The following is a 16,408-nucleotide window of genomic DNA, read 5'->3' as shown; positions in this document are numbered from 1 at the left end:
GCGCCGTGGCGACCGGTCCCGCTTTCGCGGCCCCGGCTGACAAGCCGTGGCTGGACGCCGCCCGCACGCCCGAACAGCGCGCCGAGCTGGTGGTCGCGGCGATGACGGACGACGAGAAGCTGAAGCTCCTTCAGGGCGATACCGAGCTTGATGCCAACGGCACCGGCGTCAACGCCTGCGTCGGCCACATCAGCGGCATCGCCCGCCTCGGCCTGCCGCGCCTGTGCATGGGCGACGGCCCGGCGGGCGTCGGCAACGGCATGAAGGGCGTGACGCAGTTCCCCGCACCCGTCATGGGCGCGGCGACCTTCGACCGCGATCTGATGACCGCCTACGGCAAGGCGCTGGGCGCGGAGCACGCGGGCAAGGGGCGCAACGTGGTGCTCGCCCCCACCATCAACATCATCCGCACCCCCAAGTGGGGCCGCCTCGCTGAGACGCTGAGCGAAGACCCCTACCTGACCGCGCAGCTGGGCACCGCGATCACCGGCGGCATCCAGTCGCTCGGCCTCATCGCCACCCCCAAGCACTTCGCGGCGAACAATCAGGAATGGCTGCGTCTGGGCGACGGTCCCGCCTACGAGGCGGTGGACGCGATCGTGCCCGAACGCGCGCTGCGCGAGATCTACTACCCCGGCTTCGAGGCGGTGGTGAAGCAGGGCAAGGCCGGCTCGATCATGTGCGCGTACAACCGCGTCAACGGGCACTACGCCTGCGAGAACCCCGGCACGCTGGGCAATCTCAAGCGCTGGGGCTTCGACGGGTTCGTCGTTGCCGACTGGTACTTCGCCCACCGCTCCACCGCGCCCTCGGTGAAGGCGGGGCTGGACATTTCCATGCCCGGCGGCGTCAGCCCCTTCGGGTTCGCCGAGTTCTACGGCGTCAAGGAACTGAAAGCCGCCCGCGCGAGAGGCGCCATCACACAAGCTGACATCGACGGCATGGTGAAGCGCATCGTCACCCCGATGTTCCGCCTCGGGCTCGTCGATCATCCCATCGCGGCGGCCGACGCCAATGCCAACGTGCGCGATCCGGCGCACCTCGTCCTGTCGGAAAAGATCGCCGAGGAAGGCACCGTCCTCCTGCGCAACGAGCGCGGCGTTCTGCCCCTGAAGGCCAAGACGATCGCCGTGATCGGCGACGATGCGGGCGCGAACGTCCAGACGTCCGAACGCTACGGCGGCTTCGTGAAGACCGAGGACGTCGGCACGCTCAAGGCCCCGGTCGATGCGATCAAGGCCGTACTGGGCGACAAGGCAAGCGTGACTTACGCACGCGGGACTCTCGGCATCGCGCCGCTGCCCGCCATGCCCTCCTCGGCCTTCGAGGATCTGACGGCGCGCTATTACGCCTCGCCCGACTGGAAGGGCGAGCCGCTCGTTACCCGCAAGGAAGCGTCGATCGACTACGCCGAGGCTGGTCCCAAGGCGGGCGTGCAGGGCTTGCCCTCGCTGTGGTCGGCGCGCTGGACGGCGGGCTTCGTGCCGCCGAAGACCGGCACCTACCGCTTCTCGCTCAACGGCGGCGGCGAGATCGCGCTGTTGATCGACGGCAAGCGCGTGGCCTACGTGCCCAAGCAGAGCTTCCGCCTCGCCACGCACGGCACCGTCTGGCTGGAAGCGGGCAAGCGCGTGGCGTTGCAGCTTGATTATTCCAACGCGCCGACGCTCTCGGCCAACGAACTGCGCCTCGGCTGGCAGGCTCCGGATCGGGCGCTGATCGACGAGGCCGTCGCCGCCGCGAAGAAGGCGGAAGTGGCGGTGGTCTTCGTCGCCGATCACGTTTCCGAAGGCGCGGATCGCACCGACCTCAAGCTCCCCGGCGATCAGGACGCGCTGGTCGAGGCGGTCGCGGCTGCCAACCCCAACACCGTCGTCGTGCTCCACACCGTCGGGCCGGTGCTGATGCCGTGGCGGGACAAGGTCGCGGGCATTCTCGCTGCCTGGTATCCGGGCGAGCAGGCAGCCGATTCGATCGCCGCGCTGCTGACCGGCAAGGCCAATCCCTCGGGCAAGCTGCCGGTGACGTTCCCGGCGGACGAAGTGAACGGCCCCGCCGACCAGCCCGCCCGCTACCCCAGCATCGGCACCACCGCGCGCTATGATGAGGGCATCCTTGTCGGCTACCGCTGGTACGACGCCAAGGGCATCGCGCCGCTCTATCCGTTCGGCCACGGCCTGTCCTACACGAGCTTCGCCTACAGTGGCCTGAAGCTGACGAAATCGGGCGATGGTTGGTCGGTGCGTGCCACCGTGCGCAACACCGGCAAGGTCGCGGGCGACGAAGTGGCGCAGCTTTACGTCTCGATGCCCGCCGCCGCCAACGAACCGCCGCGCCAGCTCAAGGGCTTCGCGCGCGTCTCGCTGCAGCCGGGCAAGTCGGCCACGGTCGCATTCCCGCTGGACCGCCGCGCCTTGTCCTACTGGGACGAGACCACGCACGACTGGCAACTGGCCAAGGGCGGCTACCGCGTCCAGATCGGCTCCAGTTCGCGCGACCTGCCGCTGGGCAAGGACTTCGATCCGGCGCGCTGACCTGCTAGGGACTGGCTTCGTCATTGCGAGCGAAGCGAAGCAATCCAGAAGCGGCCCGGCGCTGCCCCCGGATTGCCGCGCCCCTTCTGGGCTCGCAATGACGAGCGGTGTGCGAGTCCCAAAGGAGTTCGATTTGTCCGAAGCCGGAATGCGATACCTGCTGGAAGCGCTCAGCGCCGGATCGATGCGCGCGGCGGGGGATCGGCTCAACGTCGCGCCGTCCTCGATCAGCCGCCAGATCGCGCAGTTGGAGAGCCAGTACGGCCTCGCCCTGATCGAGAAGGGCCGGCGCGGCGTGCGGCTGACCCATGCGGGCGAGATCGTCATCGCCCACTACCGCAACCAGCTGGCCGACCGCGAGGCGCTGCGCGCCAAGCTGGAGGAACTGCGCTCCGTCCGCACGGGCCAAGTGACGGCAGCGATCGGCGACGGTTTCGCGGGCCAGAGCTTCACCTCGATCGTCAGCCAGTTCTCGCAGGCGAACCCGCTGATCCGGCTGGAGATCCTCACCGGCTCCACCACCGAGATCCTGCGCATGATCGCGGATGACGAGGCCCATTTCGGGCTCGTCTTCTCGACCCCGAACGACATGAAGATCCACGTCCGCTCGGTGATCGCGCAGCCGCTGATGGCGATCATGTTGCCCGACAACCCACTGGCCGCACAGCCCAGCGTCACTATTGCAGAGCTGGCGGGGGTGCCGCTGGTGCTGCCGCCCGCCCACTTCCGCATCCGCCAGATCCTGAGCGCGGCGGAGGCCAATTCGAAGACCTATTTCCAGCCCGCGATCACCTCCAACTCGATCCACGTCATGCAGGACATGGTGCGCGCCGGGATCGCCGTTGCCATCCTGCCGCAGATTTCCGTATGGTCCGAACTTACCGAGGGCGCGATGGTCAGCGTGCCGATTGCCGACGACAGCATCGAGGAAACCACCACCAGCCTCGTCCTGCGCTCCGGCCGCCAGCTGGAAGGCGCCCCGCTGCGTCTGCTCAAGCGTATCGAGGCGCAGCTGCGGCAGTGGAACCGGCCGGTGGGGCGGGAACGGTGATGTCAGGTTACCTTCGGATCGTCATTGCGAGCGCAGCGAAGCAATCCAGGGCAGTATGAGGTCGCCCTGGATTGCTTCGCTACGCTCGCAATGACGAGATGGGTGGAAGGTAATCATACGGGTCGGCGTTTCGTTTTTCGCAACGTTTCGAGCATTGATTCGTCATTGAATGCAACGTTGACGGCGTCCACGCTGCTCATTGCAACATCCGAGAGCACTGATGACTGACCCGACCGACAACCCCGAAGACACCGGCCTGTCGCGCGCCGACCTGCTGCTGTTGCTGCCGTTCGTGTGGCAACTGGGCTTCGCACCGTGGGCCAACGGCGTCGAGTGGGCGCCGCTGGGCCTGCCGTTCGGGATGGTCTGGCAGATGGCGGGCATCCTCTTCGCTACCGCCGTTATGGGCCTCCGCTTCATGCTGGACGCGCGCAATAAGGAGGGCGGAGCATGATCCTCTCGCTCATCCTGCTGATCGTGTGCGGCACTGTCGCCGGATCGATGCTCTACGGTCGCCGCAAGCAGAAGCGCGCGCAGACCATGGAGGAGTGGGCTCTCGGCGGCCGCAAGCTGGGCACGCTGGTGTTCTGGTTCCTCAACGCCGGTGAGATATACACGACGTTCGCCGTGCTCGGCATCTCGGGCTTTGCCTGGGCTTACGGCGCGCCTGCCTATCTGGCGTTCTGTTCGGTCTCGCTGTCGGCGGCGCTGGGGTACTGGCTGACGCCGATGATCCATGCCTACGGGCGGCGCCATGGCCTCGTGACGCAGGCGGACTTCTTCGCGCACCGCTATCAGGCGCGCTGGCTGGGCATTTGCGTCGCAGCGGCGGGGCTGATCGCGCTGGTGGTCTACGTCCAGATCCAGGTCACCGCGCTGACCCTGGTGGTGCGCCTTGCTGCAGGGCCTTGGGTGAGCCAGGGCGCGGCGGCGGGCTTCTCGGTCGTGCTGATGCTGCTCTTCGTGTTCCTCGCGGGCCTGCGCTCCGCCGCCTTCGCTGCGGGCGTAAAGGACGTGCTGATGCTGATCGTGGTGATCGTGCTGGCCTGGACCGTCGCGAGCGTGGTGGGCGAGGCCTCGGTGCTCGACGTCTTCCGCACCGTTGGCGAGCGCTTCCCCGAGGCCACCCGCTTCCCCGGCCTCAAGCCCGAACTCGGCCTCGACGTGACCTGGCTGGTGACCTCGGCAATCAACGTGGCGCTGGGGACGTACATCTTCCCGCACATGTTCCAGCTGTGCTACTCGGCCGACAGCGGCACGACGATCCGGCGCAATGCGGTGTTCCAGCCGATCTACTCGCTCTCGTATTTCTTCATCATCCTGCTCGGCTTCGCGGCGCTGCTGGCCGGGACCAAGGCGCCCGGCGGCGACCCCAATTCGCTGCTGCTGGCCTTCGTGGAGCAGCGCTATCCGGCCTGGATGCTCGGCGTGCTGGCGGGGACGGCCTCGCTGCTGGCGCTCGTGCCCGGCTCGGTGCTGCTGCTGACCTGCGGCTCGATCTTCGGCCGCAACATCGTGCGCCCGCTGGTTCCGACCATAGACGACCGCACCGAACTGCTCGTCTCGCGCCTCGCGATGGTCGTGTTCGCCGCGATCGCGCTTTACCTGACTTTGGGTGCGAGCGGCTCGCTGGTCGAGATCGGGCTGTCCGCCTATGCAGCGATCGGTATGCTGGCGCCGGGCGTCTACTGCGCCTTCCTGCTGCGCCGCACCAGCGCCGCCGCCGTATTGTGTGGATTGCTGACGGGCTATGCCGTGCTCTGGGTGCCCGCACTGTCGAGCCTCGCTGCCGGGTGGTTCCCGCACTGGGAGATCGGCCTCGTCGCGCTGGTCGCCAATGCCGCGGTCACCGTGGGCCTGTCTCTGGCAAGCCCGCGCAAGGTGCTCGTCGCCCAACCCGCCTGACGACACTGAGGCGCAAGACAACGCCGCGTCCGGTCCCGACCGGGCGCGGCGTCTTCGTGTCCGGGCCATGTCCGACGTTGCGGCCAGCGCAACGTTTTCGCCCGATGCGCGCCATTGTTGGAAAACAACCCCGCTGGCATCGATCGTCTGAAGGCAGAGAGCGGGACAAAGATCGCGCCGCTGCAGCAGGAATTTCCGCAGGTCAGGAACAAGGACGAAGCAATGACGGTCAGCAAGCGGTCACGGGTGAACTGGCAGGGCTATATCCCCGCGATCACGACCCCCTTCATCGACGAGGACACCCTCGACGAAAAGGGCCTCGGCCTGCTGCTGGAATGGCTCGTCGATCAGGGCATGCACGGCCTTGTGCTGGCCGGTACCACCGGCGAATGGACCAGCATGCGCCCCGACGAGCGCAAGCGCCTGTTCGCGCTGGCGGGTGCCCAGATGGCGAAGAAGGTGCCGCTCATCGCGGGCTGCTCCAGCTTCACCGCGCGCGAGACGATCGCTTATGCGCAGGCCGCCGCCGAGGCCGGTTTCGAGGGCGTGCTCATCACCCCGCCGCCTTACGTGCGTCCGCTGCCGAACGAGATCGTGGCGTTCTACGAGGAAGTCGGCGCCGCCATCGACCTGCCGATCTGCGTCTACAACTGGCCTCCGGGCACCGGCATCGACATGCCGCTGGAGACGCTGCGCCGCCTTGCCGACATCGACGCGATCGTCGCCATCAAGCAGTCCACCCCGCGTTTCACGCACTTCGCCGAGACCGTTTTCGCGCTGGGCGAGCAGGTCCGCGTGTTCGGCTATCCGATGGACGAACTGGGCCTGACGATGCTGCGTGTCCACGGCGGCGACGGCACGATGGGCGCGGGCGGCGTGCTCGGCCGCAACCAGACCGGCTTCTACGACAAGCTGTGGGCCGGTGATATCGAAGGTGCCCGCGAATGCGGGCGCAAGGACCGGGTGCTGATGGAGGAATGGTATACGCCGGACCTCGTCGGCCGCTTCGGTTCCGGCCCGGCGATCCTCAAGGCCGCGCTCGATGCGATGGGTCTGCCCGGTGGCCCGGTGCGCAAGCCGCTGATCGACGTCACCGGCAAGGACCGCGAAAGCATTGCCGAGACGCTGCGAAAGCTCGATATGCTCTGACCATGAGCATGCCGACGACGACCCACTGCGATATCCTGATCGTCGGCGGCGGACTCGTCGGCTGCGCTACGGCCTGGCACCTTTCCCGCTTGAGATTCAAGGCCTTGCTGGCTGAGCGGGGGCACCTCAACGCGGGTGCCTCCGGGCAGAACGCGGGCTCGCTGCACTTCCAGATCGAGCGGCGCTTCCTCGAACAGGGCGAGAAGGCCGCCGCCGACGGGGCGCGCATCGTCTCGCTCAACCGCCTCGCGATCGAGGAGTGGAAGGGCATCGAGGAGATGCTCGGCCGCCCCCTCGACGTCGCCATGCACGGCGGACTGATGGTGGCCGAGACCGAGGCGGAGATGGACCTCCTTGCCTTCAAAGTGGCCCGCGAGAACGAACTTGGCTTGCCCACAAGGGTACTCAACAGCACCCAACTGCACCATAAGGCCTCCGCACTGTCCCCCAACCTTGCCGGAGCCGCTTGGCTGAAGGACGAAGGCCATGCCAACCCGCGCATCCTCGTCGATGCCTTCGCCGATGGCGCGCGGGGGCAGGGGGCGTTGGTGAAGACCGGCACCGCGCTTGCCGGACTCTCGATGCAGCGCGACCGGACCTACCGTGCCACGCTGCACGGACCCGACGGCGAGATCACGGTGAACACGCCGCGCGTGCTGTTGGCGGCGGGGCATTGGGTGCCGCGCCTTGCCGGGCTGCTCGGGCTCAACGTGCCGCTCTATCCCGCGCCGCTGATGATGAGCGTGACCGATCGGACCGAGCCGGTGCTCCCTTACCTCATCCAGCACGTCGGGCGGCGGCTATCGATGAAGCAGACCGAGGACGGCAACTTGCTGATCGGCGGCGGCTGGCCCTCGCGCCTTGCGAAGCGCGCCGACGGCACCCCCGATCTCGACCGCCCCGCGATTGTCGAGCCTGCCAACTTGCGCGCCAATCTGGAAGTCGCCGCGCGGGTCATGCCGGGGCTGGCCGAGCGCTCGCTGCTGCGGACATGGACCGGCACCACCTGCATTTCCGCCGATCAGCTTCCGATCGTCGGTGAGGTCGCCGCCGCGCCGGGGCTGTTCGTCGCGGCGGGCGGATCGCTGTTCACGCTCGGCCCGGTGCTGGCGCGGCTGCTTGCGCGTACCATCGCGGAAGGCGCCGCGCCGGAGGAACTGACGATGTTCACGCCGCGCCGCTTCGCGCACCTCGATGCCTTCGCGGTGTTGCCGTGAAGCGCGTCGAACAGGGCGTCACCCGGCCCGCGCCGATCGCGGTGGAACTCGACGGTGCGCAAGTCATGGCGCACCCCGGCGAGACGGTGGCGGTTGCCGTGCTATCCGCCACGCCGCGCTTTCGCGACGACCGCTCTGGTCGCGCGCGGGGAATGTTCTGCAACATGGGCACCTGCAGCGAATGCACCGTCTGGGTCGCGCGCGGGGATGCGCCATGGCGGCGCCTGCGCGGCTGCCTCGTGCCCGTAGAGCCGGGCCTGCGCATCCGCACCGAAAGGCCGGAAGCATGAGCACTTACGACGTCGCCATCGTTGGCGGTGGTCCGGCAGGCCTCGCCGCTGCGGAGCGGACGCTGGCGGCGGGCCTCTCGACATGCGTGATCGACGAGCAGCAGCGCCCCGGCGGCCAGATCCTGCGCCAGCCTCCCGCGACGTTCTCCGTCCCCGGATGGCTCGGCGGCGCGCCTTATCGCAAGAGCCGCGCGCTGCTGGACCGGGTGAGCGGCGACGCGCGGCTGCAATGGCTGGGTGGCCGCTCGGTGCTGGGCGTCATGCCTGACGGCGAAGGTTTCGCGCTGACCCTCTCGGGCACGGCGGGCGGTATCGAACAGGTGCAGGCGCGGCGGGTGCTGGTGGCCGGGGGCTGCTACGACATGCCGGTGGCGCTGCCGGGCTGGACACTGCCCGGCGTCATGAGCGCGGGCGCGGTGCAGACGCTCATCAAGGCGCAGCAGGTGCTGCCCGGCCAGCGCGTGGTCCTGTTCGGCACTCATCCTCTGATGATCGTCCTCGCGCAGCAGATCGTCGAGGCCGGCGGAGACGTCGCGGCCGTCTGCTTCGCGCAGCCCTTCGCGGCGATGGCGCGCACGGCGCTGGCGCATCTGCCGCGCGCCCTGCGCACGCCGGGGCCGCTGCTTGCCGCTGCAGCCGGGATCATGGCGGTGCGCCGGGCCGGGGTGCCTGTTCGCTACGGTGCGCAGGCGTTGCGCTGCGAAGGCACCGACGCGGTGGAGCGCGTCGTCTTCAGCAACGGCGAAAGCATCGCCTGCGACGTCGCCGCGATGTGCTACGGCTTCCTGCCGCAAGCCGACCTGATCCGCCAGATCGGCGCCGAGGTACGCTCGTCCGACCCCGCCGGAGGCTGGGAAGCCATCCACGACGCATCCATGCGCGCGACCGTGCCGGGCCTCTACGTCGCGGGCGAGACCACCGGTGTCGCGGGCAGCGATGCGGCGATGGCCGAGGGCGCGTTGGCGGGGCTGGCCATCGCGCAGGACGCGGGCGCGCTGTCGGACGGGGAAGCGGCTGCGGCTATACGCAAGCCTCGGGCCGAACGGCAGGCGATGCAGGGCTTCATCGATCTTCTGCGGAGTGTCGCCGATCCCCGCCCATGGCTGCCGGAGCCGGAGCCGGAAACCCTGCTCTGCCGGTGCGAGGACATCTCCGCCGGGACTGTCGATCGAGCGATTGCCGATGCCTTGGAAGTCGGTCCCTCGTTCGGGGCAAGCGCGATCAAGCTGCGCTGCCGGGCGGGCATGGGGCTGTGTCAGGGCCGGACCTGCGAGCACGCGCTCGTGCGCCGCATCGCCTCGGCGCGGGGCTGCGCGGAAGCCGAGGTCACTGGCTTCCGTCCGCGCTTCCCCGCGCGTGCGGTGTCGGTGGCGGACTTGCTGGAAGGCGCGACATAGAGCACCTCGCGGTCCACACGCCGTCATTGCGAGCGCAGCGAAGCAATCCAGGGCAGTATGAGGCCGCCCTGGATTGCTTCGCTGCGCTCGCAATGACGACGTTTGGGGATGCGTAGGATCTGATTCGCTTACGTTGCGTCCATCGCAACATCTTCGCTCAGTCCACGCCATTGCCGGAACACCCATGCGGCGTAGGCTGGCCGCTTCCCAGCCGGAGATTCCCATGACCGACGCCGCGTCCGACCGCCCCATCTTCATCGAGGCCGACCACGTATCCTGGACCGTGGCCGATGCCGACGCCGTCGCGCAGTGGTACAAGGATGTCTTCGGCGCCACCGAACTGTTCCGCATGGGCCCGCTCGACGCCGCCGATATCCCGGTCGGCGAGGACGGCCGCGACTGGATGGAAAGCCACGTCAATGTGCCGGGCGCCTGCCTGACGCTCATCATGCTCAAGCTGACGGCGAACCTCAACTTCCAGCTCGTCCAGTACGACAAGCCCGCCGATCGCTCCGCGACCCTGCCGCGCAATTGCGATGCGGGCGGCCACCACCTCGGCATCAAGGTGGACGATGTGGAGAAGGCCAAGGCTTACCTCGCCGCCCACGGCTGCACGCCGATGGAAACCATCGACATCACCGAGGGGCCGCTGGCGGGCAAGAAGAACCTCTATATCCTCGACCCCTGGGGCCACCAGCTCGAGATCGTCGACTGACCTTTCCTGACAGGAGCCTGCCATGACCAGCACCCGCATCAATCCCGAGACGCTCTATCCCAGCGTCCAGTACGGTTTCTCGCACGCCACGCTCGACGAGGCGACCGGCACCCTGCACCTCTCGGGCCAGGTGGCCTGGGACAAGGACTACAACGTGGTTGGCGGATCGGACGTGGGCCTTCAGGCGCGTCAGGCGCTGGCGAACATCAAGGACGTGCTGGCTTCGCAGGGCGTCGGCCCTGAAGCGGTGCTGCGCCTGCGTACCTTTATCGTGAACTACGACGTCTCGATGCTGGCCGCGATCGGGCCGGAATTGGGTGCGTTCTACGGTGATGTAGTGCCCGCCTCGAACACCGTGGTCGGTGTCTCGGCGCTGGCGATGCCCGAGTTCCTGATCGAGATAGAGGCCATCGCTACGGTGAAGTAAGCCGCACTCGTCGTCCCGGAGCAAGTCCGGGACGACGATCATCACGGCACGTTGTCCCGCAGCCGCATCCAGCCCGGCGCCTCGACACAGACCCCCGCGCCGACGGCGAGGTTGTCCGCCGCGAGCCACTGCACTGTCTCGTCCTGAGGCTTGCCTTCGGAGACCACGCGGATGCCGATGCGCGCCAGCGTGATGGCGTTGGCATTGGCGTGCAGGAACCGCCCGAGCCAGCCCCAGATACGGATGCCTTCGTGGAAGCGGCGGTCGTTGCCGGGGGCGAAGTCCAGTTCGTTCTCGTTCACCCGCACCTGCGCGGCATTGCCCACGTAGATGCCGTGACCGCCCCACAAGTACTCGACCGGCAGGCGCAGCGCCATGCGATTGGCGATGACGGCGACGCTGGCGAAGTCCCGGTGGTCCCCGGGGCCGTCGCCCTCGCGGGCCAGCGCGACGTGGACGCCTTCGAGGAAGGCGGCGATGTCGTTGCGGGCGATGCGGGTTGTCCGGCCTTGACCACCGGCGACGACGATCGCCTGTCCGCCGACCACGCCGAGACCTTTGCGCAGTCGCTCGAACCACGCCGCGACGGCGGGGAACTTGGCGCGCAGGTCGGGATCGGCGACGAAGCGGCGGGTCAGGTCAGCGATAGCGTCCCAGGTGCGCTCCTCGGTTTCGGCCGTGATCTCCTGCGCGAATTCGCGGGCGATGCGGATCCAGGTTTCCTGATCGATCTCGGATTCGAAGGCGACGCGCCATTGCCCGGCAGGAATGGTGATCAGGCCCTTGCCATCCGTGGCAGCGGGTTTCGGGGCCTCGGCCACGGTCATCTCGCCGCCGCGGATGAGGTCGCCGAGCAGTTCGGGCGATAGCTGGATGCCGGTCTGTCGCCCCATGACCTTGCGCACCCGGTCGGCAGGCGCGCGGAAGGCGGACGTGGCGGACGTGTCCGCCAGAGCCTTGTCGGTCAGGCGGCGCATATAGGCCTGCACCGCGTCGGTGCTGGCGGTGTCGGCGACGGCGGGCGGTTCGGCGGCGACCAGCTTGCGCCATTCGGGCGCCTCGACCATCGAGGCCATGCTCACCGCGTATGGTCCGACGAGGACTGCATTGCCCGGCACCGGCGTGCGCGTCTCGGCCGGGGCGAAGTCGCGGGCAAGGTGCCTTGCCAGCATCCCGTGGCGACGCGGATCGGCGGCGAGTTCCTCCAGCGTGAACCGCTCGGGCAAGGGAGAGACGCGCAGGCGGTTGCCCTCGATAACGGAGTCGATGGCGTCGGTGACCAGCACGCCGTCCTGCCCGAAGCCGCAGGTGAAGGCGCAATCCACGATCCGCACGAAGCTGACCGGAACGGGCTTGCCGTCGCGCTGCGTGCCGGACACGGTCACGCAGGTCCGCTCGTTTCCGCGCGCGGTGCCGCACGTGACGGTCAGGTCCTCGAGCGTCACGGTATCGACCCCGATGGCGGTGATCGCGCCCCGGCGGCGGGGCTTGTGGTCGAGGAGATCGGCGATCGCGGCGATGGTCAGCTCGCGCATCGAGAGGCTGGCGCAGTCGATGAACTCCAGTGCGCTCTCCCCCTCGCTGCACAGCACCTGGCTGGCCGCTCCGCCGCCGTGGATGACGACGTGGCCGAGGCCGGTCAGGATCACCGGCTCCCTGGTCTCGAACCGGCCCTGCCGGAAGCAGATGGTGACGTCCTCGCCCTTGGGCAGTTCGCTCAGGGTCTTCACCCAGTCGGTGCCGGGCGAGAGCGTGACTTCCACGCAGCCGCCGCCGACCCGATTGGCCAGTTCCTCGATTGCGCGCTGGACGGTGACGATCCCGGCGAGGCTGGGCGTGGCCGCCGGGTCGTAGGACACGCGCGCGGCGGTGGAGAGGCTGGCCCCGAAGGTGACGGCAAGGCCCACCCGCGCATCGGTGGAATCGATGAGTTCGGCGCGGACCTGCTGGGTCGCGGTAGCGGCGTCGAGTGCCCAGGCGACGGTCGCCTCGCCCTTGTCGTCGGTGAGGGCGATGACGCTGGAGAAGCCGCTCGCGGGCGGGATGACGTTGAGCCCCCCGCTGCCCGACAGCACCGTGAAGCGCACGCGGGCATTCTGGACCGGCATGGTCCCGCGAAACACGCCGACACGCAGCAGGTCGGCGAGGGGACACAGGCGCGTCGGCTGGGTCGGATCGGGCAGCGCCTCTTGCCCGTCGCCGCCGAGTAGCGCCAACTGGCGCATCCGGGTGAGCGGCGGGAACAGAGGGCGGCAGTCGCCCACGATAGTCCACGCGCCGCCGGTGCAGTCGAGCACGGCGAGGCGGGCATAGGCATGTTCGATGCCTTGCGGTGACTGCTGTGCGGGGGCACCGCCGCTCTCGGGCCAGTCAATCCCGCTGCCGCTGCGGGCAGGGATCACCCACCAGTCGCCCGAGCGATAGGCGCCCCCGGCGAGGAAGGCGACCTCCAGCCCGCTTTCCAGCGGCAGGAAACCGTCGTTGGTGCCGGGCACGGTGATGGCAACGGCACCGGGCGAATCCCACGCGCGGACCTTGGGATTGCGACCGAAGGAGTTGATCGCGATCGGCCCGTCGGCAGTCGGCGCGTCGAGCCGGACGCGGTTGCCGGTCAGGCTGACGATGCGCACCAGCGTTCCGGGGCGGCCGGCAAGTTCGGCGTCGTCGTCGATCAGTTCGATCCACTGGCCGGGGCTCAGGCCGCTTACCGCGTCGCGGCCGGTCTCGGCGAGGGTCAGGGTATCGCCATTGCTTTCCAGCCAGCGCGTGGCGAAGGCAGCATTGTCGCGCGACCACTTGAAGGTCGCCCCTCCGCCTGCCGTGCCGGGCTTGTGGATCTCGACGCGGTAGAGGTGGTTTTCGAGCCGCTGATAGCCTGCGGTCTCGGGAAAGGCGCAAGGGTTGGTCTCGGCGTCGGCGGGCTTGCCGCGCGCGGCGATCGTGCCGTTCGGGCGCTGGATGAAGGAGGTCCACCCCGGCACTGCCGCGTCGCAGGTCACCGCGCCGTCGCCCGCATCGCCTGCTCGAAGGAAACCGACCTGCTCGACCACCTGCAGCCGCGTCGTGGTATCCACGCCCAGCGCTTCCTCGACGAGTTCATCGTCCTCGATCGCGGTGACGTGGCGGTGCCAGACGTCGACGAAGGCGATGTAGCGCCCGTCCGCCGGGCTGGCCGAGCGGCTGCCATCGGCCGCGATGAAGACCGGGGCTCCTGCAGGCAGGAAGGGCTGCGCGTCGTGAAGGAACTTGCCGGGGTTCACGCAGCGCACGCCATCGACGTAGAGCGTGCCCGCGCCGACCCCCAGCTTGCCTGCCGCCTCGACGGTGATCGCGAACCCGGCATCGCCCTGCGGCGCGCCGGATGGGCCGATCAGGTCTGCGGCGGTGCGCCTGTCGCGGTGGAGCTGGATCGCGCTGGCCTCGTTACTGTCGACGTCGAGCGCGACGCGGCCCTGTTGCAGCAGGACGGCCTCGTACTGGCGGGCGGGATCGAACCGCAGCCGGGAAAAATCGCCTTTCATTCGTCCTTCTCCTGCATGATCAGCTGGCCGGCAGCAGTCCGGCTTCGAGGCCGAGGCCCAGGTATTCGTCGAGCGCGATGGCAAGGTTGGCGCGGCGCTGCGGCTCCTCGAGGAAGCGCCAGACGCCCATCGGACCGCCGTTCGCCGCGCCTTGCGTCAGCGCGGGATCGCTGCCCCACGAGAGGCGCGCGAAACCTGCAGCGCCCGGCTCCAGCGTCTCGAAGGCGAGGCCCAGACGCGCGGCGATGGCGGCCTGATCTGCGGCCGCGCCGGCTTCGCGAATGGCGAGGTCGGGCTGGCAGCGGAACTGGCGCGGGCCAGTGGAGCCGGGAGGCACCAGCGAGTAGCGCAGGCATCCCACCTGCCGCCGCGTCGCCGCGAGCGTGCGGGCGAAGATGCAGTCGCTGGCGGTGATCGAACGCACCTGTGTCTGGCCGAGAACGGTCGCTCCTGCGAGTGCCGCGCGCGCTCCGGGCATCGTTAGAGCGCCGAGCACCACGCTTTCCGTCACGTCCAGCCCCGGCACCGTCGCGGGCGCGGAAAGAGCGGGCAGGACGCTGCGGCGCAGGGTCACGTTCAACCGGTCATGGTCCCCGGCGATGGTGAGGCCGTCCGCGCCGAGCACGGTGCTGTTGGACACGACCAGTTCGCCGAGGTTCGCGGACCCGTCCGCCGCCACCCTGAGCGCGCCGCCGACCAGCAGGCCGTCGATCACCAGCGCGCCGGGATCGAGCGCATCGGCCGGAGCGGTCCCGGTGACGGCAATGTCGCCGGTCACGCAGGCGCGCCGGTCGCGGGCGGTGAGGGAGCCGGGGCGAAGGTCGCTGCCGCCGCCCTCGCGCGGGGTTTCCGGCCAGTCGGCGCTAGCGAGGAGCAGCAGGCTGCCGCGGGGCAGGGCGATCGTGCGGGGGCCGGTCAGGTCCTCGTCGAAGCGGTCGTTGTCGAGCAGGACGATGGCGCCCACTGTCCCGGCAGGCTGGGCGTTCCACAAGGCCACGGCCTCGGCCACGCTGGCGAGCATGATTCCCGGAAGCGGAGCGCGGCGACGGCTGACGCCGACCTGCCAGGTGATCTCGCGCCCGCCGAGCAGCGTGGCGATTGCGGTGCTGCGATCGTAGGGGCCGCCGCCGAGGTCGCCCGGCGCCGCGAGGGCGTGGCTGACGTGGACGCCCGCAGGCTCCACGCCCTCGGGAAAGGCGATGCGGCCGCGCACCGGGTCGAAGGCGGCAGTGATGGCCCGGGTCACGGTGCTTCCCGTGGCATCAAGGTAGTCGAGCGTCGCAGGAGGTCGTCGCCATCCGCGCGCGTCGGCCACGTCATGCAGGTCCGCGCTGGCCAGTTCGGCGGAGGGCACCGCGACGAAGGCATCGCCCATGCTGGCTTGCACCCAGAGTTGGACCGGTGGGCGATCGTCGAACCACAGCGGCGTGGGCGTGCGTCCAGCCGCCATGTCGGCGCGCATGGCTTCCAGTTCGAGATACAGCCTGCGCCGGTCGAGTAGAGTGGGCAGGTCGGCCTCGCCCGCCGGAACGTCGGCAGCAAGCGGGCTTGGCGGGTTCCACAAGGGCAGTTCCCGCCCCGCAGGATCGCAAAGGAAGCGCCCCGGTCCGGCAGGCGCGGCTTCCACGGCGGCAAGCGGGTAGACCTGCTGGCGCCACGCGAAGATGCCGATGTTCGGCACGTTGTAGCGGCCCCGCCCGCGCGCGATGGGGCGGATGTCGAGCGTGTGCGGCAGCGCGTCGAAGGCGGTGTCGTGGCGGCGCATCCGCTCCGCTTCGCGCACTGCGGCGGTAGCGGGCGCGTCGAGGCGCAAGTGGCGCAGCGCCTGCGTGGTGGCGAGGCGGCGGAACATCTCGGCCGGCACGGCGGGCCAGCCCGTCGTCGCGCGGGTCAGGGTGCCGATGATCCCCAGCGTGCCCTTGCGCCGCCGCAGGCCGACGGTCTGCGCCACCCATGCACGCTCGGAGAAGTTCTCGGTCGGGGTCAGCGCCCGCACGGCGAGGAGGTCGGCGATGTAGGGCACCGCCCATTCGGGGCAGGTCTCGATGAACCAGCTCTCGCTCAGTTCCTCGATGGCGCGGGCGACGCGGTCGGCCTCCCCGCCCATGATGTCGAACAGCGCGGTGACTGCTCCCCCGGCATTGAGGTCGGCCTCGCGCAGATAGGCGGGCAAGGCGGCGTATAGGCGATCTGCATCCATGC

General features: G+C 69.2%; 12 protein-coding genes. 10 read left to right on the top strand and 2 right to left on the bottom strand.

Going from position 1 to position 16,408, the window contains the following annotated elements; translation table 11 throughout:
• Positions 1-5 precede the first annotated feature (5 nt).
• From HWN72_RS17325 to HWN72_RS17280, 10 genes are all read left to right on the top strand, one after another.
• Positions 6-2,534: a glycoside hydrolase family 3 protein gene (locus tag HWN72_RS17325; RefSeq protein ID WP_211150836.1), complete on the top strand. Its 2,529-nt coding sequence runs from the start codon at positions 6-8 to the stop codon at positions 2,532-2,534.
• Positions 2,535-2,667: 133 nt separating this feature from the next.
• Complete coding sequence (locus HWN72_RS17320) at positions 2,668-3,585, top strand: LysR family transcriptional regulator (RefSeq protein ID WP_248006084.1); 918 nt, start codon at positions 2,668-2,670, stop codon at positions 3,583-3,585.
• Positions 3,586-3,805: 220 nt separating this feature from the next.
• Positions 3,806-4,039, top strand: coding sequence for a DUF3311 domain-containing protein (locus HWN72_RS17315; protein ID WP_211150835.1), 234 nt, complete (start codon positions 3,806-3,808; stop codon positions 4,037-4,039).
• Positions 4,036-5,490, top strand: a complete 1,455-nt coding sequence (locus tag HWN72_RS17310; protein ID WP_211150834.1) for a sodium:solute symporter — start codon at positions 4,036-4,038, stop codon at positions 5,488-5,490. Before HWN72_RS17315 ends, HWN72_RS17310 begins: the two co-directional genes overlap by 4 nt.
• Positions 5,491-5,712: 222 nt before the next feature.
• Positions 5,713-6,639: a dihydrodipicolinate synthase family protein gene (locus tag HWN72_RS17305; protein WP_248006083.1), complete on the top strand. Its 927-nt coding sequence runs from the start codon at positions 5,713-5,715 to the stop codon at positions 6,637-6,639.
• A gap of 2 nt (positions 6,640-6,641) precedes the next feature.
• Positions 6,642-7,856: an FAD-binding oxidoreductase gene (locus HWN72_RS17300; protein ID WP_248006082.1), complete on the top strand. Its 1,215-nt coding sequence runs from the start codon at positions 6,642-6,644 to the stop codon at positions 7,854-7,856.
• Positions 7,853-8,146 (top strand): (2Fe-2S)-binding protein, encoded by a 294-nt coding sequence (locus tag HWN72_RS17295; RefSeq protein ID WP_211150832.1) that lies wholly within the window; start codon positions 7,853-7,855, stop codon positions 8,144-8,146. The genes HWN72_RS17300 and HWN72_RS17295 overlap by 4 nt, the downstream gene beginning before the upstream one ends.
• Positions 8,143-9,543 carry an NAD(P)/FAD-dependent oxidoreductase gene (locus HWN72_RS17290; RefSeq protein WP_211150831.1) on the top strand — a complete coding sequence of 467 codons (1,401 nt, stop codon included), beginning with the start codon at positions 8,143-8,145 and terminating at the stop codon, positions 9,541-9,543. The genes HWN72_RS17295 and HWN72_RS17290 overlap by 4 nt, the downstream gene beginning before the upstream one ends.
• A 223-nt stretch (positions 9,544-9,766) precedes the next feature.
• The gene (locus HWN72_RS17285) at positions 9,767-10,258 is read left to right on the top strand and encodes a VOC family protein (protein ID WP_211150830.1); all 492 of its coding nucleotides are present in this window, start codon (positions 9,767-9,769) and stop codon (positions 10,256-10,258) included.
• Positions 10,259-10,280: 22 nt separating this feature from the next.
• Complete coding sequence (locus HWN72_RS17280; RefSeq protein ID WP_008831705.1) at positions 10,281-10,685, top strand: RidA family protein; 405 nt, start codon at positions 10,281-10,283, stop codon at positions 10,683-10,685.
• A 41-nt stretch (positions 10,686-10,726) separates the two neighbouring features.
• On the opposite strand, the gene HWN72_RS17275 is transcribed toward HWN72_RS17280, so the two are convergent.
• Complete coding sequence (locus tag HWN72_RS17275; protein ID WP_211150829.1) at positions 10,727-14,206, bottom strand: DUF6519 domain-containing protein; 3,480 nt, start codon at positions 14,204-14,206, stop codon at positions 10,727-10,729.
• A gap of 19 nt (positions 14,207-14,225) precedes the next feature.
• Positions 14,226-16,406 carry a hypothetical protein gene (locus HWN72_RS17270; protein ID WP_211150828.1) on the bottom strand — a complete coding sequence of 727 codons (2,181 nt, stop codon included), beginning with the start codon at positions 16,404-16,406 and terminating at the stop codon, positions 14,226-14,228.
• Between the last annotated feature and the right edge of the window lie 2 nt (positions 16,407-16,408).

This window comes from Novosphingobium sp. HR1a, from assembly GCF_015594425.1.
GTDB classification, from domain to species: Bacteria; Pseudomonadota; Alphaproteobacteria; order Sphingomonadales; family Sphingomonadaceae; genus Novosphingobium; species Novosphingobium resinovorum_A.
This window is presented reverse-complemented; position numbering and strand designations above follow the sequence as displayed.